Genomic DNA, 22,641 nt, shown 5'->3' with positions numbered 1-22,641 from the left:
TGATATAATTACATATATTGAAAAAATTCATATAATAATGTAGTGGGGGATGACAAAGTGAAAAAATTTATGAAGCGGGGACTTCCAAAGATTATGTTTATGTTACTATTACTTTTAGGTGTAGAAGCAAAAGCTGCAGATAACCCTATAGTAGATAAAGATAAAATCTGGAAAATAGTTTTTAGTAGTGAAATACGGTATGATGAAAGAACAGTAAACTCAATAAAAGTTTTAAATGAAAAATCAGAAAAAGTGGATGTGAGAATTGAATTTGGAAAAGATAAAAAAACTATTTTAGTTAAGCCACCAGTAAGAGGATATGTTGAAGGAGAAAGTTATACTTTAAATGTAGGAAAAGAGATATACTCAAAAGAAGGCAATAAACATTTAGGGACAAATAAAAAATTTAAATTCTCAATAAAAGCTAAGAATCCTTTTCAAGATATGATTACCATAAAATCTGGAGATGAAATAAAAGCAGAAAAAGATAAACAATATGTATTCAATAGAATAGATAAACTTTTAAGTTCAGAGGAAAAAACAGCAAATGATAGTGGATGGAATTTAAAGATTTTTAAATATAATAAATTAAAAGATGTAAGAGTAGCTATAGAAAATAAGGAAGAAGCAAAAGAATTAAAACTTCCAGCAAAACTAGATGGGTGGTTAGGAGTTTATATTGGATATCTTAGTGATACAGAAGAATTTAAAGTAAGCTGTAATAACAAAGAAGGGGTATTTAAAAATTATAGTAAAACAGATAGAGCAACAAATATTAATGAAACTTTTATGTTTGCAGATGATTTTAAAGATGGAGTTGTAACAATTAGTCCCATTAAAGGTAAAAAGGCTAATATAACATATATAAAAATCGTATCATTAAATGAAGAGCAAATTAAAATATATAATGAAAAAGATGAAAATAAACAATATCCAAGAGTTGTGTATGATGATGATGGATATACAGATTTTTTTCTAGAAAGATTTCCAAATGTATCTAGTTTGTCAGAATTTCCTGTAAATTTAGTTTCAAAAGCAAATGTAGGAGAGTTAAATTGGACATTAGGAACTACAGGCTTATTGAATTACAATAGCTTATATGCAGGTAAGGCTTTTGAGGATTTTCAAAAATATGAGTATGATGTAAGAGAAGGAGATAAAAAGGCAAGAGATCAAATACTAAATATACTTGATTCTGGAAAATCTCCTTTAGAGATAATCGCAAATAAAAGTAAAAATTTAAACCTTAAAGTTAATGCATGTTTAAGAATGAATGCTTTTTATAGTGAAGGATTTACTAAATTTTTAAATGGAGCGATGTATAAAGAATATGAAGATTGTCTTCAAAATGAGGGAGCCAATCTAAGTTATTATTATCCTAAATATAGAAATTATATTTTAAATGTACTAAAAGAAGCTTCTAAGCCAAGTAATGTGAGTGGAATTACTTTAGATTTTTGTAGATACCCACAAGTTATGGGAAGCGAAGCTACATATGAAGAAAAAGTAAGTATAATGAATTATTTTATGAGAAAAGTTAGAGAAGAAATTCCGAATAAAAAAATAACTGTAAGAATCCCATATTTAAATCATAAATCTTATGGTCTTGATGTGGAAAATTGGTTTAAAGAAGGATTAGTAGACAGGATAGTACCTTCAGTTATAAGTTATGAAGAGTTTTATAATTTAGACAAATATGTAGATATGGTAAAAGGAACAAATGTAGAGTTATATATAGGAATTTCTGCTAATTTATCAGGAGGAGATCCTACTCCAGAAACAGAAGATGATATAGAGAATGGAAAATTTATAATGAACAGATACTTATCTCAAGAAGAGTATTTGTATAGAGCATATGAAGCATATAAAAATGGAGCGGATGGAGTATTTTTATTTAATACATTAAACAATTTAGATGTAGCTAAAGATGATGTCCCATCAAAATTAAAATATTTAGGAAATAAGACTGCTGTTGAAAAATGGTACAAGCTTGAATATCCTGCATATAGAGTAAACTATAAAATTGATTAGAGTAAAATTCTGCTTTGAGTCAAAAGATATCTAGTAAAAATAGTATTAATAACAAAAAAATTCATTTAAAATAAGAAAAAATTTGATTTAAAACAATAATTTTTAATAAATTCCAAACATATTTTCTTATAAATTATAAAAAAATTCACTAAAGGGCATAAGAATATTTTAAAAGTTACGAAAATAGAATATAAGGAAATAAAGCATAAGGAAATGATATATAATAAAATGGACAAGTATAGATATGTAGTTATATATAACTACATATGGAAATTATACTGGAAATATAAAAAATATACCATAGTCTATTGCATTTTATAATGAAATAGTTTAAAATCAATTCGATAAGGAAAAATTTATGAAAAGGTAATTTTATATAGTTATATATATAAAATATTTTTACTTATGTGTATGCTTGGACAATTAAAATGAAACCTATTCTAACATTTACCATGGATGAATTATTGATTTTTTGTTGATAAATAGGACAAAAACCTATATAATGATAATTATAGTAAACATGGTAATACATCATAAATTTGTTATAATGATAAATTTTAGTTTACTTAATAAAAAATTATATCAATATAAATTAATTATTGAATTGTAACATGAAGGAAACATGTATCACTATTTATATGTTTCCCCATTTTACATAAATTATTCACTTATTAAGTTAATAATTAAAAATTATAAAAATAAAATATCAAAATGGGAGGGAACAAAAGTGATTAAAAGAAAAATGAGTTTACTTCTAGCAGCTGCAATAGTTGCAACAGGAGTAGGAATGGCGAAACCAGCATTTGCTGATCAAGCTAAAACAACATTACCTGCTATAACTTATATAGCACCACAACACACTCTTGCAACTGATAATGTACCATTTACTTTTGCATTAGAGGCAGCAAATTATGAAGGGGATGTTCAATACAGAATATTCGTTCAAAAAGATGGAGGAGCTTGGACAGAGTTAACTAATGGATATACTGAAGCAGTAAATGCTAAAGTTCCTTATATACCATCTGTAGCTAAAAACTTAGAAGCAGGAAAATATAAAGCTTCTATATGGGTAAAAAGAGCAGAAGTTAAAGAAGGCGCTAATAAGAATGTAACAGGATCTTACGATACTTATTACGTTAAAAACTTCTCAATAGGAACTGCAGAGTCATTAAAAGAAAGAGCTGACTTAAGTGGTTTAGGAATAAAAGATACTTATAAAGTAGGAGAAAAAGTTACTATATCTGGAAAAGAAGGATATCAATATAAATTACACATTTATGATCCATCAGCACCAGTAAGAAGAGAAGGTTGGACAATAGATAAAACTTATGAAACAGCTACAGATACTTCTTATACATTCACAAAACCAGGAAAATATTTAGTAGATGTTTGGGGAATGACTTCAAATCCATCAGAAGCTATTAAAACACAAGGTTATGATGGATGGATGTTAAAAGTTGTTACAGTTGAAGATAAGACTACAGAAGAAGTAACAGCTAAAGTTGAAATCAAAGATGCATTTGACCAATTCAACAAAACAGTAGTAGTTACTTTAGAAGGAACAGATCATCCTGAAAACTACAAAGTAGTAAGTAAAGTATCAGGAAAAGAATTAAAATACTATGAAACTTCTAAAACATTCAAAGAAGTAGTAGCAAGCACATTAGCTGAAGAAGCTGCAAAAGCTGAAAACTACACTATAGTAAACACTAAAGTTGATGTTCCAGCAGTAAAAGATGTTAAAGTTACAGATGCATTTGATCAATTCAATAAAACTGTAGCAGTTACTTTAGATACTGATAAACCTGAAAACTTTAAAGTAGTAAGTAAAGTATCAGGAAAAGAATTAAAATACTATGAAACTTCTAAAACATTTAAAGAAGTAGTAGCAAGCACATTAGCTGAAGAAGCTGGAAAAGCTGAAAACTACACTGTAGAAGTTAAATAGTTAAAATAAAAGGCAATATAAAATAAAAACTTAAACTCAAATATTAGGGAGGTAAAAATAGTTATGACTAAACAAAAAAAAGTTGTTAGTGTTCTTTCAACATCAGCAATATCAGGATTAGTTGCATCAGCATTAATGACATCTCAAGCGTTTGCAGCAGTAGATGCATACACAGTAAAAGTTGGTGGAGATGTATACCAATATAGTAAAACAGAATTAATGGAGTCTTACTTAGATTCTACAGAAGGAACTAAAGCACCATTATTCGAAGATTTCCAAGCTAAATTAACAGAAGCAAAATCTGTATATGCTTACCATGATGATAAAAATGGATATGTTACAGCTCAATCAGTTTTCGATAAATATTTAGAAAACGAAAAAGGCTTTAACTTAGATGAATTCACAGAATCTAAGGAAGCTAAAGTTGTAGAAGTTCCTACAGTTAAAAAGGCTGTTGTTAAAGACGGAGAAATCAAATACGAAGATCAAAACAACAACACTGGAGAAGATGACAAAGTTAAAGTTACATCAGTAAGTGCTATTAACCTTAAACAATTAAAAATAGAATTTGCTAGCCCAGTAACTGATTCAGATCTTAAAAAAGATATAGAAGATGTAGATAACTATACTTTAGAAGATAAAGATGGCGATGAAGTAGATTCAGATATGATTAAAGAAATTAAACTTGATGATAACAAAAAATCAGCTACTCTTACATTCGCAGATAAAGTAGATAGTAAAGGTAAGTATTTAATAGAAAACCGTGAAAAATATAGTTTAGTAATAGATGAAGATGTAACTGGAGAAGAATATAGGAAAGAGTTAGTGTTTGAAGACAAAGATTTACCTGAAGTAGAAAAAGTTGAAGCTGTTGGTGTTGATACAATCAAAGTTACATTCTCAGAACCAATTAGACCAAACAATATTGATAAAATATCTGATGATAGCACTATTGCACCAATATTAGATGATGATGACTTTGAAATCAATGATGGAGATTTATCAATAAGCAGGGTTGAACTTGTTAACAATAATAAAGAAGCTAATATCATAGTTGGAACTGATTTTAAAGATGGAGATAAATTAAAAGTAAGAGTTAAATCTTCAGTAACAGATTATGCAGGTCTTGCAACAATGTCTCCAAATAAAGAAACAACAGTTAAAGAAGATAAAAAAATTCCACAAGTAGTAGGATTTAAAGATGTTGATACTGAAGACATTAATTCAGTTACTTATGAAAAAGTTACTTTAATATTTGATAAAGATATTAAATTCAAGAATATGGACAATAGCAAAATAGATAATGCTAAAGATTTAGAAAATTACTATCATACTAGTGATAAAACATCTAACAGAGCTAAATTAGTTAAAGTTGATGGTAAAGAATTAACTCTTTACTTTGAAGATGATAGTTTTACTAATGGAACAACTAATATTTATATAAAATCAGGAGCTATTGAAAGTAGATGGGAAGTAGAAAATGAAAAAATTTCTACTAGAATTGAAAAAGAAGTAGATAATACAGCTCCAGAAGTTAGAAAAGTTGAACAACATGAAGACTATAATAACAAAATAAAAATAAAATTCTCTGAAAAAGTTAAATGTTCTAAAGACACAGATGATGGTTCTGCTACAAAGAAGAAAAATTATACATTGAAGGATTCAGACGGTAAAGAATGGAAGATAGATAAAGTTGAAAGAGATGGCACTAGCGAAAAAGAATTCATCATAACTACAATTAAAGATTTAGATGCTGATTTAAAATATAAATTAACTGTAGAAAATATAGAAGATAAAGCAGGAAATGCTATTAAGAAAGTTACAAAAGATCTTGATGTTAAAGACAATGATGGTGTAGCTGAAGGAGATATAAAAGTTAAAGTATATTCAGCTGGAAGTAGTAGCCAAAAAGTAGTTGTTGACTTTGATAACAAGATGCTAATGGATGGTAGTAGATATTCTGCTAAAGATCTAAGCAAATATACATTAGTTGCTAAACAAAAAGTAGTAACAGGAAAAGATAAAGATGGTAATGACATAATTACAGAAGTTCTAGCTGACGTATTTGATGGAAAATCATCTATAAATATGTCAGATATGTATAAAGCAGATATCAAATCAGCTAAAAATGATAAAGCTGTAGAAATAACTCTTCCAAGTAAAAAAGAGAAAAACGAATTAAAAGATAAACAATATCATTTAGGTGATTTATCAACAGATAAGATTAATAATGATGATGTAGTTTTATATCTTCAAGTTGATAGAGTTGAAGATGCTAATAAGAATGTAACTGAAAGAAATTACTCAATAAAAATTAATAAAACTGATTTCTTAGGCAAAGGTGAAGAGGGTTCTATAGCCTTTGATGATGATGATGATTTTAAACCACAAATACAATCACCAGAAGACATATTCTTTGGATTTGAAGATAAGGTTGATTTTGATGTTAAAGATATGAGAGTTATAACTGCTCCTGATTTAGACACTGCACAAAAAGCTGCCGATTCATTCGCTGGTGTAAAAGATGACAAAGATGCTGAAAGTAAGGTAACACAATTGTCTATAGCTTCTCATAAAAAAGGTACAAACGATGGTAATACAACTGTTAAATTAACTATGGATAAGAAACATGCCAATGCTAAATATGATGATGATGATTTTGATCACATATTTAACTATAATGGAACATTCTCAGGAAACGGACAAAAAGTTTACATTTTTGCAGTTCCTAATAAGACAGTTGGAAATACACCTGTTACATCTACTAAGAATGACTATGATGAGACTTTACAAATAGGTGCAAAAGGATTAGTTTATGTAGAAGATAAATTAGCTCCTGCTATAGTAGATAATAATATACTTATTGATACAGCTAAGCAAGGTCTTAAAGATGGTAAGAGAGCTACAAATGACGATGAATTAGTACAATACTGGCAAAAAGGAACAAATGCTGCTATAGTATTAACATTTGAAGAAGAGATTGATGGAACAACTTTATCAAGATCAACATTTGAATTAAATGATGATGATTTCTGTGATGCTAAGATAGATTCTATTAAAGCTTATAATAACAAAGTTGTTATCATGTTAAGTGAAGTTAAAGATGGTAATGATTCAGTTAATATAGGAGACGGATTTGAAATACTTCAAAAAGCTCCATTTGAAGATATACATGAAAATAAAGCAGAAGATATGAAACTTCAAGTTGGAGATTTTGATAAGTTAACAGGAACTGAGATGACTAATATACTTGGTTCAGATGCAACTGAAGATATGAAAAATGAAGAGAAAGATGAATCTAATCAAAAAATAGCTGATGCTAAAAAGGCAATTACAGCATTAAGTCTTACTTGGGATACTGACCTAAATACAACAATAACTAAAGCTAATGAAGCAATAACTAAAGCTAAAGAAGAAAATAAATTAGCAAAAGATGTAACAGCAGTAGCTGAAGCAGGAATAGATGCTAATGCAGGTAATGCTGTTATTAAAATCACATATGGTACACAAGAAGATAAATCAATAGTAATTGCTGCACCAGTAACAGCAGCACCAATATTAGCAAATGGAGTAAGTTTTGCAGATGCAATTGGAAGTGGAAAAGATGGCAATACAGTAATTACACTAGGAGCACCAAGTGTAGCAGGAAACACATTTGTATACAAAATCTCAGATGATGCTAATGCAGTGCCAACACCGAATGTTGGAGATGATTTAAGTACATGGACAGCAGTAGCAAATGGAGCTGAAATTACAGCTGCTAACGGAAAACACATAGGTGTAGCAGAAGTGGATGCAAGCAAGAAAGCAGTACAATTTAGCGATGCTACAGCAGTAACAGTTGACTATACAGTAGCAACAAAAGCAGTTAAGACAGCAGATGCTGATTTAAAATCAAATGTTGCATTTGACACAGCTACTAAAATAGTTCTTAATGGTGAAGATGTTGCATTAACTAAAGTTAAAGCATTAGGAACAGCTTATGATGCAAAAGCTAAAAAAGATACTCTTGCAGCAACACTTTTAGAAGATATCAATGCAGTACCAAGTTTAAGTGGTAAATTCACAGTAACATTGAATGGAGATAAATTAGTTATTAGTTCAGTAGATACTGGTGCAACAGAAAAAGTTGATTTAACTGGATCAGATGTAACAACAGGAGCAACATTACTTGGATTTACAACATTAGATGCTGTAAATGGAACAAACGCAGCTAACTAATAAAAGTGCGAAACGTTGACCTATAAGCAATATGTGAAAAGGTCGGAAAGAATAATTACAGGAGAGAGGATTAACAATCCTTTCTCCGTGTGATATAAACTTTCTAACTGTTACATTGAATAGATAGGTGAAATTCCTATTCAAGGAAACAGCTACTCCTTGTGCTTAATCCTCCTGCAATAATGGATTCTGCTAATATTCATTGTTGAAGCCAGGTGAAGTCGTAATACGTGAGAGTCGTATGCGGAGTTCTTTAAAAGGCTATCATGGTGAGAACCACTAATCCATCATAAAGCGGTAAATAATATGTCTATGCTGTTAAATAAAATAAACCGTTAGCTTGGTATAGGACAGTAGTGGTGAAATACACTACTGCAAGAAGAATAATTGGCTGTTAAACTTCTTGAGTATTTATCGTCAGTGGACACCTAAAGTAGTCAAAAATAGGGATAGATGTAGTGGAACGTTTGATGCTGTATATAAAGAGGTGTAGTAGCACCAGTGACTTATATACGGGCTCAGCGGGTTCATAGTAGCAATGACACTCAGCCGAAGATTAGAGTTTGGGAAGGCTCTAAAACACCTTTATGGTAACATAAGGGAAGGACAAAACTGAGTTAGCGAAGGAACCTAGTCGGTAATATGAAGTTAAATTGGAAGTTATAAACAGGGTTCTTTGTTTCAGGTGGAATTTTTATTCCATCTGAAAATTAGAAACCGTTATCCAGGGTCATGCCATTCTTTACTCCCACTTTAAAGAAGACGGGAGTATTAGAATGGTTAGACATCGGATGTAAATGTAATAATAAATGAGGATAGGATAGCAAGTACTGTTATCCTTCCCTAATTTAAATAAATGAACGGAATTAAACAATAGACATTTGAGAACTGATATATATATTTTAAATCATTTCAAAAATTCATTTTAAAACTAATCAAATCAAACTTCATAAAATAACCAGATCATATCACTGGTTGAAAAACTTAATAATTCATTTCTAAAAGAACTAATCATTTTATTATGGTTAGTTCTTTTTTTGCGCTAAAAATTATTTTAAAATTAATTTACATATATTGTAAAAACGTTTTCATTATGCTATACTTTATTTGTAAATATTTTACAAATAAATATTTTACACTATTTTAACTTCCCAAAACTTCCTATTATCGATGGAACGCCGTATGCGGTGAAAGTCGCACGTACGGTGTAGACCGGTCGAAAACCTTGTGAAATTTATATGAGGTTAGACACGGAATGGTGAAAATCAAGAACTTAATGTAGTGGACAAGCTTAATTCTGAGCTTGTTGAACCAAAGATACCAGGAGCTTACTATATAGCTGTTAAGTTAAATGATGGACTAGATTATAACAATTACACTGCAAAAATTAAGAACACATCAACAGAATTAGTGTATGACGATAGTGTTAAAAAATTCTTTTATGATGACTATAAAACATCACCATCAAGTGTAACTATTGTTATAATTGAAAAATCAAGTGGAAAAACTCAAGAAGTTATTTTAAATAAAGTAATTTTATAAAACACAAATGAACTTTTGATTTTTAAATAGTTGGAATATTCTTTAAATTATTAAAAACAGCATGTTTACTAGTTATAAGTTCAGATGGAACTTATAATAATTCCATCTGAACTAGCTTATATTGAGATTTTATGTTTTTTATTATTTTATACTTATATTAGAACGGAGGATTTTTTATGTTTAAAAAGAAACTTACAGCTATAATTACAGCTGCATTAATTTTAGGAAGTTCTATTCCAGTTTTAGCGCAGCCTAAATATGTATATTTAAAATCACAATCTAGTGAAGAAACTATTTATATAAACTATAAAGATTATATAAAAGGTTATGCTAGTAGAAATAAAAACTTTTTAGAAACAATGAAAAAATATAATATATCAGCTATAAGTGTGAAAACTCCAAAAGGTCATCATGTTATTGACTTTAATGGTTATGTAAACGAATACAAAAGTAATAATGTTGAAAACGTAGATGATTATTCAGATAAAGAGAATAGTAAAAAATATACACTACCAGAAAAAGTTAAAGAGCTACATAAGGATGGAAGTATAAGCTCTGAAGAGGTAGTACCTCCAGATAATAAAAAAGATGATTCTACACCAATTTTAGAAGCAAGACAAAAGAATGATGGAGAAATTGTCACTATTAAAGGTACAGTGACTTCAGTTATAGGTAACAATGCTTTTGTTCAAGATGAAACTGGTGGAATTTATATTTATTTAGGTCCTACAGCTAATCCTAATTTGGTTTCTGGAAATGAAGTTAAAGTAACAGGTCCTCTTAACACTTACAATAATTTAAAACAAATATCAAATCCAAAGGACAATCCAACAGCAGTTAATATAACTTTGGAAAGTAATAATAACAAGTTGCCTGATGCAAAAACTACTACTATAAGTGGTATAAAAGAAGAATATCAAGGAACTCGTGTAAATATTAAAAACTTAACTGTATTATCTGTAAGTAATCCAGAAAAAAATGGCTCTTACAATGTTGTAGTAAAAGATGAAACAGGAAGTATCTCTATTAGAGTTGATAATAATTTAAATCCTAAAATACCTGCTTCTGAATTTAAAGTTGGTTCTATTATAGACGTAACTTCTTGTTTAAGTAGATTTAAAACAGATCTTCAATTAATGATTAGTAACATAAATGAAATGAAAATTATATCAGAGGGAACTGGTGAAATACCTTCACAAGATGGCGTTGCAATAAATAAAATACAAGGTAAATCTCATAAGTCACCTTTAGAAGGACAGAATGTTTCAAAGGTAAAAGGTATAGTTACAGCAATATCTAAGGATAGGTATCAAAATGGATTCTTTATGCAAAATCCTAATCCAGATAATGATCCTGCTACATCAGAAGGTATCTTTGTAGCAGATAAGGATACAAAGGTTAAGGTAGGAGATGAAGTTGCTGTAGATGGTATTGTTAAGGAGATTGTAAATGGTCTTCAAGAGGATTGTGTACCTGAAACAGTAATACAGGCTTCTAATGTTAAAACTAACTCTAATGGTAATAAATTACCAGAACCTATTAAAATTAGTTTTAATGAAATGCTAGCTAAGAATATCGATAATGATAATATGACTTCTTTTGATATTGATGAAGATGCCATTGATTATTATGAGAGCCTTGAAGGAATGTTAGTTGAAATAGAAAAACCAGTTATTGTTGGTGCAGATGAGAGATATGGGGAGATTTGTGTTTTAGCAAACGATGGTGAATTTTCATCTCATCAAAGAACAAAATACGGTGGAATAAAAGCTTATAAAGATGATTTTAATCCTGAAATAATAACAATCGATGATGTATTAAAACCAATAGTAGATAATAAAACTAAAAAATTCTATGATCCAAACTTCAAAGTAAGTGTTGGAGATAAATTTAATACTAGTGTAGTTGGTGTTATGAGCTCAGGCTTTGGAAAATATAAAGTGTTTAATATAGATAAGTTGCCAGAAATAACTCATGGAAATTATGAAAAAGAAATAACTTCTATAAAAAAAGATGAAAGTAAATTAACTGTAGCTAGTTTTAATGTAGAAAATCTAAGTAAATACTCTGGAGATAGGTTACAAAAAATAGCTGAGTCTATAGTAGCTAATCTTAAGTCTCCTGATATAGTAGGATTATCCGAAATATTAGATAATGATGGAGAAACTAAATCAGATGTAGTAGATGCGTCACAGACTTATGAAGCTTTAATTAATGCAATACGTAAGGCTGGAGGTCCAGAATATGTTTATACAGATATAGCACCTATTAATGGTCAAGATGGAGGTGTACCAGGAGGAAATATAAGAGTTGGGTTTATATATGTTAAAGATAAGATAACTCTTGTAGATAAATCTAAAGGGGATGCTACAACATCAGTTAAAATGACAGAGGATGGCTTATCAGTGAACCCTGGAAGAATCTGTCCAAATGATTCTGCATTTAGAAGCAGTAGAAAACCTCTTGTAGCTCAGTTTAAATATAATGGACAAGATGTGTTTGTAATAGGAAATCACTTAAACTCAAAACGTGGAGATGGTTCTTTATTTGGAATGATTCAACCACCAGTTAGAGGTAGTGAGCCTCAAAGACACAAACAAGCAAAATTAATAAATGATTTTGTAAAAGAAATCTTAAATAAACAACCAGATGCAAATGTTATTGCTCTAGGTGACATGAATGACTATGAATTTTCAGAGACTATTGATATTATAAAAGGAAATGAAATGCAAAATGCAGTAGATAAGCTTAGCTTAAATGAGAGATATTCCTATGTTTATAACGGAAATTCTCAAGTTTTAGATAACTTGTTGGTCTCTAATAATATTTATGATAAAACTGAAGTTGATATGGTTCATATAAATTCTCAATCAACCTTTGAAAAATTAAGTGACCACGATCCTATATTGGTTCAAATTGAATTAGGAAAACAACAACAATTGACTGACGAAGAAGCAGTAGATGCAGCAATTAAAAATATTAAACTAGGTGATACTAGTAAGGTTACAGAAAATTTAACTTTACCTACAAAAGGTATATATGAAACTACTATACAATGGGAATCTAACAAACCAGAAGTTGTTTCAAATGAAGGGGTTGTTATAAGACCAGAAAATGGACAAGGAAATACAGATGTTACCTTAACTGCTACTGTAAGTAAAGGCAAAGTTACAAAATCTCAAGAATTTAAATTAACTGTTTTAGAGAAACAAAAAGAAGAAGTTAATGTAGAAAAAGAGTTAGTTAAATTAGACATTGGAATTCCAGAAGGTTGGCAAGCAGCAGATATACCTACTCCAGACCTTAGCAAAGATAAATATTTAAAATTAATTCAAAGTACATCCTGCTTAATAACTCCTACAATGGATTTTACTGCTTATGATAATAAAACTTTGACTTTTGACGCTAGAACCTTCGGAGGAGTTGAGCAAACTAGTAATGAAATAACAATGTCAATATCTTTAGATGATGGAGCTACTTGGGAAGAAGTTAAAAAAGTTAGCCCAGCAGATAAGAATATGAATAATCAAATTATAGATTTAACTAAATATACTGGAGATAAAGTTAAAGTTAAATTTGAAACTAAGAGTGCAATTAATAATAAAGGAGTTGGAATAGCTAATATAATTATAAAAGGCAAGAAGGCAGTAGTAGCTCCTGTAGTTAATGAATAAATCTTCATTAAAAAAACCTATATTTTACTGTTTGAAGTTAATAAATCCTATATTATCTATATGTATATTATTTATCTGTTAAATCGTAAAATTAAATAAATAGAGTAAAGTTAGGAGTGTGAATATAATTATGAAAAGAATACCCTATGTGATTTCTAATTTTGAAGTTTTAAGAGAAAAAAATTATCTTTATGTAGATAAAACTGTTTATATAGAATTATTAAAAGTTGATTTCACTTAGAATTTTAGTTTTAATGGCAAATTTATTTTAGATTGTGTTTTTAAATTGTTGATTTCATTATAAATAAGAAATTACGATTCTTATTTATTAAAACTGAATAATAAATAACTATAAATATAAAAATTATGAGGCGAATGTAAAGGATATATTGCGTCAAAGCTATTAGAGCAAGCAGCTAGTGATTCTTGTTTTGAAAATTTGTCATTAGGTTAAGAAAAATTCTTGTTTGAGCCTTAGCGAGTTTGAATTTTTTAGTAATGACAAATTTTCAAAACTTAGAATTACTTTGCAAAGTTCTAGGCTTATAGCAAAGTATCCTTTACCGCAACCTCTTTTCTTTATCTTACATTCTAGACTTCACATCCGCTACATACTCGTCTATTAAATCTACTAAACCTCCAACTTCAGGTTTGCTCAATTGAGCATCTGCTCCTACAGATTCTCCTTTATGTTTTAAATCACCTGTAATTAATGAAGAGAATATTATAACAGGAAGATTCTTTAAAATAGGATGTTCTTTTATTTTTCTTGTAAGAGTATGTCCATCCATTTGAGGCATTTCAATATCTGTGATAAGAGTTTGAACATCTTCAAGGAAGTTTTCTTGCTTTTTATCAACTAAATCAAGAAGATAGTCTAAAACTTGTTTACCATCATTAAAAATTGTGAAGTCCTTAAACCCAGCCTTAGTTAAAGTATCTTTTAATAGTTTTCTTATCAAAGCAGAATCATCTGCTAATATTATTTTAACATTAGATCTATCCTTATAATTGACTTCTTGAAGTCTATCTTCATTAATACCTGTAGTTGGACTAATGTCTGTAACTATTTTTTCAAAATCTAATAATAATACTATTCTATCTTTAAAAATAATATTTCCTGTAACTAGTGAATTTTCTGATAAATCATCCGGTTTCATTATTTCATCCCATTTAATACGACGAACCCCAGTTATATTGTCAATGTTAAAAGCTACTTTTAGGTTATTAAATTCACATATAATTACTTTGGATTTTTTAAAGTCATGTTTTTTACCATCTAAAATATAGTGTAAATCTACTAATGTTATAATTTCTTGCCTACAGAGTATTAAGCCAGCTATAGCAGGATGAGTTTGTGGAAGTTTAGTTAAATTATCTACGTCTACTACTTCCTTGACTTTTATTACGTTAATAGCATAATGCTTATTATTTACTATAAATTCAAGTATCTCTAATTCACCTGTACCAGATTCTAATAATATACTATGATTGTTCATAATTATCTCCTTTCGCATGTCTAATGCAAAACATTATTATTGAATATTTCGAATAAAAAAAACATTACTTTATCTTAATTTTAGATTAAATCTACAGTTTAAACAAGGCATGGTTTATTTAAGTTTATAATTAAGCAAAACCTATCAGACTCAACTAAGAATCTGATAGGTTTCTCATTGGGAAAGATCAAAGAGCAATCTTATATTAATTCTCGTAGTTTTTATGAGAAGTTTTAGTGTTTTATTTAATTATTTTTATTTTTAGCTTAAGAAATCCAATGTAATAAGGATAACTAATAGAATTTAACTTATAAACGGTTAAAAACTACTTCTTAAAATGTTAAATGTCCTTGTAATAAACTTAGAATAGGAATATAATCAATAAGGTTGTCTCAATTAAAGGAATTGTTTTTACTTAAGAAAACATTTTATAACATAATAAAAGAGGAGATGAAATAGTTGCTAGTACCTAAGTTATTTACTTGTATGAAAGGATATACAAAAGAACAATTTATAAAAGAAATTATAGCTGGGTTTATTGTAGCTGTAATAGCATTACCACTTTCTATTGCACTTGCAATAGCATCAGGAGTGTCACCTGAAAAAGGATTGTATACAGCAATCATAGGTGGGTTTATAGTATCTTTTTTCGGTGGAAGTAGAGTTCAAATTGGTGGTCCAACAGGGGCCTTTATAATAATAGTTTATGGTATTGTACAAAAATATGGGATAACAGGTCTTACAGTTGCTACTATGATGGCAGGTGTATTTTTAATTATTATGGGAATATTTAAGTTTGGTCATGCAATAAAGTATATACCCTACCCTATTACTACAGGATTTACTAGTGGTATTGCTGTGTGTATATTTTCAACTCAAATTAAAGACTTGTTTGGATTAAGTATACAAACTGTTACAGCTCAATTTATTCCTAAGTGGGCTTCTTATATAAGCCATGCAAATACAATAAATTTGCAAGCTACATTTATAGGAATTTTATCTATTGCAATTATATTATTATGGCCTAAAATTAATAAAAAAGTTCCAGGAACACTTATAGCTTTAATTGTAACAACCTTGATTACTATATTCTTTAAATTAAACATAGAAACTATAGGAAGCCGATTTGGAAATATATCATCAAAGCTTCCAACAATAGCAGTTCATAATATTAATATGTCTATGATAAATGAATTAATGCTTCCTGCTATTACTATTGCTATACTAGCAGCTATAGAGTCTCTCCTGTCAGCAGTAGTGGCAGATGGAATGATTGGCGGAAATCATCGTTCTAATATGGAGCTTGTTGCTGAAGGATTAGCTAATTTATTCTCTGGGCTGTTTGGAGGGATTCCTGTTACTGGAGCTATAGCAAGAACAGCTGCTAACGTAAAAAATGGAGGAAGAACTCCTATAACAGGTATTTTTCATGCTGTATTTTTATTGCTTATAATGATGTTATTTATGCCTTGCGTAAAGCTAGTACCTATGACCTCGCTAGCAGCTATACTTATCGTTGTATCGTACAATATGGGAGATTGGAAGGTATTTAAAAGGCTTAAAAGAGCACCAAAGAGTGATGCTGTAGTATTTTTAATATCATTTTTCCTAACTGTTTTATTGGATTTGGTTGTTGCTATAGGAATTGGTGTGGTTGTAGCTTCATTTTTATTTATGAAGAGAATGGCAGATTACGCTGAAGTAAAATGTCTTGTTAATGAGGAAGATGATGAGGACTATATGCAGCTTATAAATAAGATAGAAAAACCTGATGAAATATCTTTTTATGAAATTAAAGGCCCTTTCTTTTTTGCAGCAGCAAGTAAATTTGTAGGTGTAACTAAGGGATTGAAGGAAAAGCATAATGTTCTTATTTTAAAGATGAGTAAAGTTTCAACTATAGATGCAACAGGGTATCATGAGCTTGAGAATTTATATGAGATATGTAAAAATCAAAATACTGAACTTATTATATTAAAGCTTAAAAACCCTATGTTTAAAGTGCTAGAGAAGTACGGTTACACAAAGAAACTTGGCAAGAAAAATTTCTGCAATAGTATTGAAACGGCTATAGATAGAACTAATTATTTACTTAGTTTAAAAACTGATGGAGGCGTTGCTTAAGAAGCTATTTACCATCTTTTTTCTACTTCCACTGCATAAGAGCTTTATATTTATCTGTTTTGTTTATAGCTTTAACATAATATACTGTTGCTGAATTTTCATTTATATTTTCTAATTTAATTGGACATGGTTTTTTATTAAAAGACATAGGAGTAACCGACTAGTCGGTTACTCCTATAATTTTTAAATGTCATTTATTGATATGATTAGTTTTATATGATATTTTTATATGCCTTTTTGAAATGTTTTAATTTGCAACTTAAATTTGTTTAAAGTCCGCTCGTTTATTTAATTCATAGAAGGATAATCTTTGAACTATACTTCTAGATTATTGTTATACTTATTATGGTTGAGCAATTACAATTGTTGAATCTGTTACAGCACCACTTGTGATTGTAATAACAACTTTACCTGCATTTGCATCTGTTCCTTCTGCAGCTGTTGCTGTTACACCAGCTGGTAATGTAGCTCCACCTATTGCTGTAGTTGCATCAGTTATTGTTGTTGCTAAATCAGTATTCCATGCAATACCTAATCCTTGAATTGTTGCTTTAGCTTCTGCTACTTTACCAGCATCACTTTGTACAAATGTTGCTGTTGTGATACTTGCTGTATCGTTAGCTGCATTTAAGCTTATAGCTACAGAGAAGTTTGCTCCATCTGCAGTTACTGTTGCAGTTGTATCCCCTTTAAGTCCGTCAACTACAGCTTGTACTGCTGCTAATTTTTGTGCTGCATCATTTGTATCTGCTACTTCTAAGTTAGTATAAGTTCCACCTGCTATTGCTGTTTTAGCTGCTGCTACCTTTTGTGCATCTGCTACAGCTTGTTGTGCTGCATCTATAGCAGTTTGATCTTTTATTTCTACTTCTGCATTAACTACAGCTTTATTAGCATCAGCAGCAGTATCGAATACTTCATTAGAACCTGTTGTGATTCCTAATCCTATAAAGTCATCTACTGAAGAATAGTCAGTTGAATTATCATCTGTATCAACTACTACTTGGATTGTATTAGGAGCTATAAGAGTAGCGCTTACTACATCTACATCACTATCATCAGTTTTGAATGTATATTCATTGATGTTAGCATTAGTTAAGTTTTCTTGGAATACTAATTGGATAGTTGCTGTTTTAGTAGTTGAATCAAATGCAACTATTTTTACTGCATCTTCAAAGTCACTTCTGTCATCCATTGGTACATCATATTTAACTGTTGATGTTGGATCTCCACCAGCTGTTTCTTCTAATTTAGCTAATGCAGGAGCTATTTCATCTTTAAGTTTCCATGTTTGATTTGGAGTTATAGTGTCTCCATAAGTGTTCTTAGATTCAACAGTTGCTTTTGTTGTAACTGCAACATCATGTCCTTTATATTGTCCATTATATGATAATTGATCTTCTTCTTTTAAAGTATAAGTTACTATTGTTTTTCCATTTTCTCTAGTAATATTTGTAGAAGCTGGTGTTATAATAGCGTCAGCACTATCTGGTGTGAAAACATCTCCTGCAAAAGTACCATATTTTATTTGGATATCGTTTTTATCAAAAGTAAGTTCTTCATCAAATACTAGTTTTATAGTTTCTTGATCTACCGCCATTGGTTTATCGTTGTCTGAATCTAATCCTATATTATTAGCATTTGCTACAATTGTTTTTGTTAAGATATCACTTATATTTTCATTAGTATCTTTTACTTTGTTTATTGTTAAATTAAAAGTTCCATTTGAAAAATCAAATCTATCATCATTAGTTGCTGCATCACTTCCTGGAAGTTTGATTTCTACTTTGTGAGCATCTTCTACTACTTTTATGTCAACATCATCATAGTCAGATAAGTTGATAGTAGTTGTCCCATCTGTTAAATCGTAGTTTTCAAGGTTATTAATAGCGTATCTGCTTCCATCAGCTAGCATTTTTCTATCAAAATCAATGATTAATTTTTGGCTGCTGCTACCTGCATCGTAGTATGTTGCTTTTACATCTGAAACTGAATTAGTTTCTTTAGCTTGGAACGTTTTGCTAACATCAGCAACTTTGTTTCCAGCTTTATCTTCAACATCTTCAATAGCTACTTTATATGAATCTCCATCTTCTAAATCTTTTGATAAAGTTAATGTAACTTCGTCTTTATCTGTTAAGTCAGCACTAGATATACGTACGTTATTTCCATCTTTGTCTGTAACAGTATAGTTATCTTTGTCTTCAGCTGATGTTTCATCCATATCTTCTGAGAAGTTTATAATGATTTTTCTGTTAGAATCATCGTCTTGTTTAACTTCTTTAACTTCTGGTCTAACTAGGTCTTTAGTTATAGTAGCTTTTACATTTAAATCATCATTAGTTTTGTCCCATAAATCTTCTAATGCATCAGCATCTACGTATATATATGCAGTTTCTGGTAGTAAATTGTCTGATGAGAATTTTATAGTAACTTCATTTCCGTCTATTGTAACGCTTTCAGCTGTATTTTTGCTTGAAGTGTGGTAGAATTTAGTTTTATCTATTGGAGTTTCGTTAGCTTCAACATCTTTATTGAATATTAAAGTTATTTCGCTATCTTTAGCATCTTTATATCCAACTATAGCTAAAGCTTCTGAGTTAATATTTACATTTACTTCATGAGTACTCTTCTTTAATGAATATCCAGCAAAGTCTTCTGCTTCTGGTTTAGCATCAACTATTACTTTTTCTCCATCTTTTAAATCACTGTAAAGAACGATGTTTAATTCTGTTCCATTGTTTATAGAAACTACTTTATCGATTGAGTAATTTCCATCGTTAACTTCAAATGCATCTTTTAAGTCAGAACCACTTTTAGCAACTACTGGTTCACTTAATTTTACTTTTATTGTTCTTATACCAGCAATTTCTGCTGATTTAACTTCTGGAATTTCAAAATCAGATACAGTGAATTCTTTCTTTACTTCTTCGCCTGTAATATCTTTATCTAAAACTAATTCATAACTAGCTTGGTTTTGATAATCGTCTTCTTCAGTACCAACTTTTGAATGGTCAACTGTTAATATAGCTTCATTTGAACCTTCGTCTACATTAACTGCTGCAAAAACGTCTTCAATTTCGTTACCTTTACTGTTGTTTAAAGTATAGTTACTTAAATCTGTTACGTTATCTTTAACATCACCTGTTAATTTGTTACTGAATGTTACTCTAATTTGTGCACTGTTAATAGCACTTATATTTCCAAAAAATATCCCATTAAAAGGTAACGAAGAAATGGCTATATAGCTTGTCCAAAAGAGTGTTACAAAAAATTACAAGTGTAAAATAAATATTATTAAATTAATGTAATTTATAATGTTTTGCAAAAACATATTGAATATTTAATATTATAAAAATATTGTTTACAAGAAAAAATATTTTTATAATAAAGTAAACCCAAAATATTTTATTTTTAGAAAAATATATATATTAATTATTGACTTATGAATAAAAAATAAACATTTATAGGAAATTTGTTATATTTTTTACATATAAACTACCAGATTTCAAAAGAACTTGGTAGTTTTTTTGCGTGTTGTATTTTTAAGTTATGCTACATATTTAATAACTTAACGATTTATTAAAAAATAGTTTATTTTTTAATAATATATTCTATAATAAAGAAAAAAATGGTATTATTAAAGGAGAATTTTGTCAAAGAGGTGTTTTTTATGTCACATACAGATAAACAAATCTGTAATACGTCTAATAAAAAAGTTGATTTAAAAAAGATATATAATCTATTTAATTTAAACAGACAATATACAAATTTATTATCTACAGAAAATGTGTATATGTTTATTGTTGATCCTAAAGATGGCTTTATATTAATGGCAAATAAAGGGGCAAGAAATTTTTATGGGATTAATTTGGGGGATATGGATAATTTAAGTATAAAGTATTTTTATGAAGAACCGGAATATATACTAATGAACATATTAAAAAAATCCAAAAAAATCCATTGCTATCCATCTGTTTTAAAAAAGAAAAATTCAAAGGGTGAGGTTAAATTTATAAGAAATGTATCAGGTCCTTTAGAGATTGAAAATTATAAATATGTTTATTTTTTTTCAAGAGATATTACTGAAGAAATTAATTTGCAAAATGAGGTAAAAAATAGCAGAAATAAATTTTTAGAATATTCCAAACTTTTGGAAGGTGTTTTATATGGTATTCCAGATATAATTGGAGTTTATAAAAGAGATAGAACTGTTTTGATGTATAACAAAGCAGGGTATGATTTTTTTGGAAAATGTGAGAATGAGTTAAAAGGAATAAAGTGTTATGAAGTTTTTCAAGAAGATAATGTGTGCGCAAATTGCAGATTATCAGATGTTATAAGAGAAAAAAAGCTTATAAGGTATGAAAGATTTGTAAGTAAAATGAATAAATATATAGATTGTATATATAATCCTGTATTAGATGATAACGGGGAAGTTATTTTTGTAATAGAGCAGTTAAGAGATATTACAGAAGAAAAAATTCTTCAAATGAATTTAAAAGAGAGCGAAGAAAAATATAAGAAAATAGTTGAGTTATCTTTAGATGGAATAGCTATAACAAAAGGGACTAAAATAGTTTTTGCCAATTCGAAAATTGCTAATATATTAGGAAAAGACTTAAGTGAAATAATAGATAAGCATATTGACGATATTATTTTACAAGATGAATTATGCAGAATAAAGAGAAACATAAAAAATATGTTAAACAGGAAAATATCTAAAATCTCTTTTGATTATAAATTTATCAATGAAGAAAATGAAACTACTTATGTAGAGGTAATATCTTCTTGTATAACATATAAAGGAGAAAACGCAATTTTGTCAGTGGTAAGAGATATTACAAAAATGAAAAGAGATTTGAATAGAGCTGCAGATATACAAAAAGATTCTTTGATGAAAAAGTTTCCGTTAGAGGACAAAATGTCTGTAGATTATATATATATACCTGCAAAAACCGTAAGTGGCGATTTTTTTGATTTTCAGCAAATAAATAAAGAATTTGTTGTAGGTATATTGTTTGATGTTAGTGGTAAAGGATTTTCAGCTGCTCTCAATGTTTCAGCATTTAAAGTTCTTTTTAATGAAGCAGCAATGAATTTAGAAGATCCTAGTAAGATAATGGATTATTTAAATAAAAAGGTCACAAATTACTTAGGTGACAACTATGTAGCAGCTTCATGTTTTAGTTTGGATTTTAAAAATATGGAAATGAAGATAGTAGGTGGAGGAATAAGTAATTTTGCATATTTAAATAAAGAAAGTAAAAAAATAAGAGAATTAATTGTGAAAGGACCTTTTTTAGGAATGTTTGAAGAAAATATGTTTGATGAAAAAACGTTAAAGTTTTCAAAAGGAGATAAAATATTTTTATTTACTGATGGAATGGATCCTGTTTTTATGAACTTAGATGCTGTAGACAAGCTTATTTCTACTTCTAATTTAAAAGAATTTAGAGAGGTTTTAGATGGATATCTAGATGATTTTAAAGTACCTAAAGATGACAGTACATTAATTTCAATAGAAATTGAATAGATTTAAGGCAATTTAATTAGGAATAAATAGGGTTTAAATAAATGTTTAATAGGCTACATTTATTTT

11 protein-coding genes and 1 pseudogene are annotated in these 22,641 nt (G+C 29.0%); 9 read left to right on the top strand and 3 right to left on the bottom strand.

Going from position 1 to position 22,641, the window contains the following annotated elements:
- Window positions 1-57 precede the first annotated feature (57 nt).
- The 6 genes and pseudogenes from OW729_RS12170 to OW729_RS12145 form a co-directional block, all read left to right on the top strand.
- Window positions 58-2,031 (top strand): glycoside hydrolase family 10 protein, encoded by a 1,974-nt coding sequence (locus OW729_RS12170; RefSeq protein ID WP_268061794.1) that lies wholly within the window; start codon window positions 58-60, stop codon window positions 2,029-2,031.
- A 727-nt stretch (window positions 2,032-2,758) separates the two neighbouring features.
- The gene (locus OW729_RS12165; protein ID WP_268061793.1) at window positions 2,759-3,979 is read left to right on the top strand and encodes a hypothetical protein; all 1,221 of its coding nucleotides are present in this window, start codon (window positions 2,759-2,761) and stop codon (window positions 3,977-3,979) included.
- Between the two features lie 63 nt (window positions 3,980-4,042).
- On the top strand, window positions 4,043-8,200 hold the full coding sequence (locus OW729_RS12160; RefSeq protein ID WP_268061792.1) for an Ig-like domain-containing protein: 4,158 nt from the start codon (window positions 4,043-4,045) through the stop codon (window positions 8,198-8,200).
- Window positions 8,201-9,481: 1,281 nt separating this feature from the next.
- Window positions 9,482-9,742: a hypothetical protein gene (locus tag OW729_RS12155; protein WP_268061791.1), complete on the top strand. Its 261-nt coding sequence runs from the start codon at window positions 9,482-9,484 to the stop codon at window positions 9,740-9,742.
- 176 nt (window positions 9,743-9,918) lie between these two features.
- Complete coding sequence (locus OW729_RS12150) at window positions 9,919-13,416, top strand: immunoglobulin-like domain-containing protein (RefSeq protein ID WP_268061790.1); 3,498 nt, start codon at window positions 9,919-9,921, stop codon at window positions 13,414-13,416.
- A gap of 130 nt (window positions 13,417-13,546) precedes the next feature.
- A pseudogene (locus OW729_RS12145) lies at window positions 13,547-13,639 on the top strand (AAA family ATPase); the annotation flags it as partial.
- Between the two features lie 361 nt (window positions 13,640-14,000).
- Here the strand turns inward: OW729_RS12145 and OW729_RS12140 are convergent.
- Entirely contained in the window at window positions 14,001-14,915 is a 915-nt protein-coding gene (locus tag OW729_RS12140) for a chemotaxis protein (protein ID WP_268061788.1), read from the bottom strand.
- 459 nt (window positions 14,916-15,374) lie between these two features.
- Here OW729_RS12140 and OW729_RS12135 point away from each other — a divergent pair, with 459 nt between their 5' ends.
- Complete coding sequence (locus OW729_RS12135) at window positions 15,375-17,039, top strand: SulP family inorganic anion transporter (RefSeq protein WP_268061787.1); 1,665 nt, start codon at window positions 15,375-15,377, stop codon at window positions 17,037-17,039.
- Window positions 17,040-17,061: 22 nt separating this feature from the next.
- Here the strand turns inward: OW729_RS12135 and OW729_RS12130 are convergent, their stop codons facing one another.
- Together OW729_RS12130 and OW729_RS12125 are read right to left on the bottom strand one after the other, a co-directional pair.
- Window positions 17,062-17,187: a hypothetical protein gene (locus tag OW729_RS12130; RefSeq protein ID WP_268061786.1), complete on the bottom strand. Its 126-nt coding sequence runs from the start codon at window positions 17,185-17,187 to the stop codon at window positions 17,062-17,064.
- A gap of 195 nt (window positions 17,188-17,382) precedes the next feature.
- Window positions 17,383-19,263, bottom strand: a complete 1,881-nt coding sequence (locus tag OW729_RS12125) for a hypothetical protein (RefSeq protein ID WP_268061785.1) — start codon at window positions 19,261-19,263, stop codon at window positions 17,383-17,385.
- Window positions 19,264-19,282: 19 nt separating this feature from the next.
- Here OW729_RS12125 and OW729_RS12120 point away from each other — a divergent pair, with 19 nt between their 5' ends.
- Window positions 19,283-19,528 (top strand): hypothetical protein, encoded by a 246-nt coding sequence (locus OW729_RS12120; protein WP_268061784.1) that lies wholly within the window; start codon window positions 19,283-19,285, stop codon window positions 19,526-19,528.
- Between the two features lie 1,184 nt (window positions 19,529-20,712).
- The gene (locus tag OW729_RS12115; protein ID WP_268061783.1) at window positions 20,713-22,575 is read left to right on the top strand and encodes a PAS domain S-box protein; all 1,863 of its coding nucleotides are present in this window, start codon (window positions 20,713-20,715) and stop codon (window positions 22,573-22,575) included.
- Window positions 22,576-22,641: the final 66 nt, after the last annotated feature.

Source organism: Clostridium brassicae (assembly GCF_026738875.1).
Classification (GTDB): Bacteria; Bacillota; Clostridia; order Clostridiales; family Clostridiaceae; genus Clostridium_H; species Clostridium_H brassicae.
The sequence above is the reverse complement of the archived record's forward strand: the minus strand, read 5'-3'. Positions and strand labels throughout refer to the sequence as shown.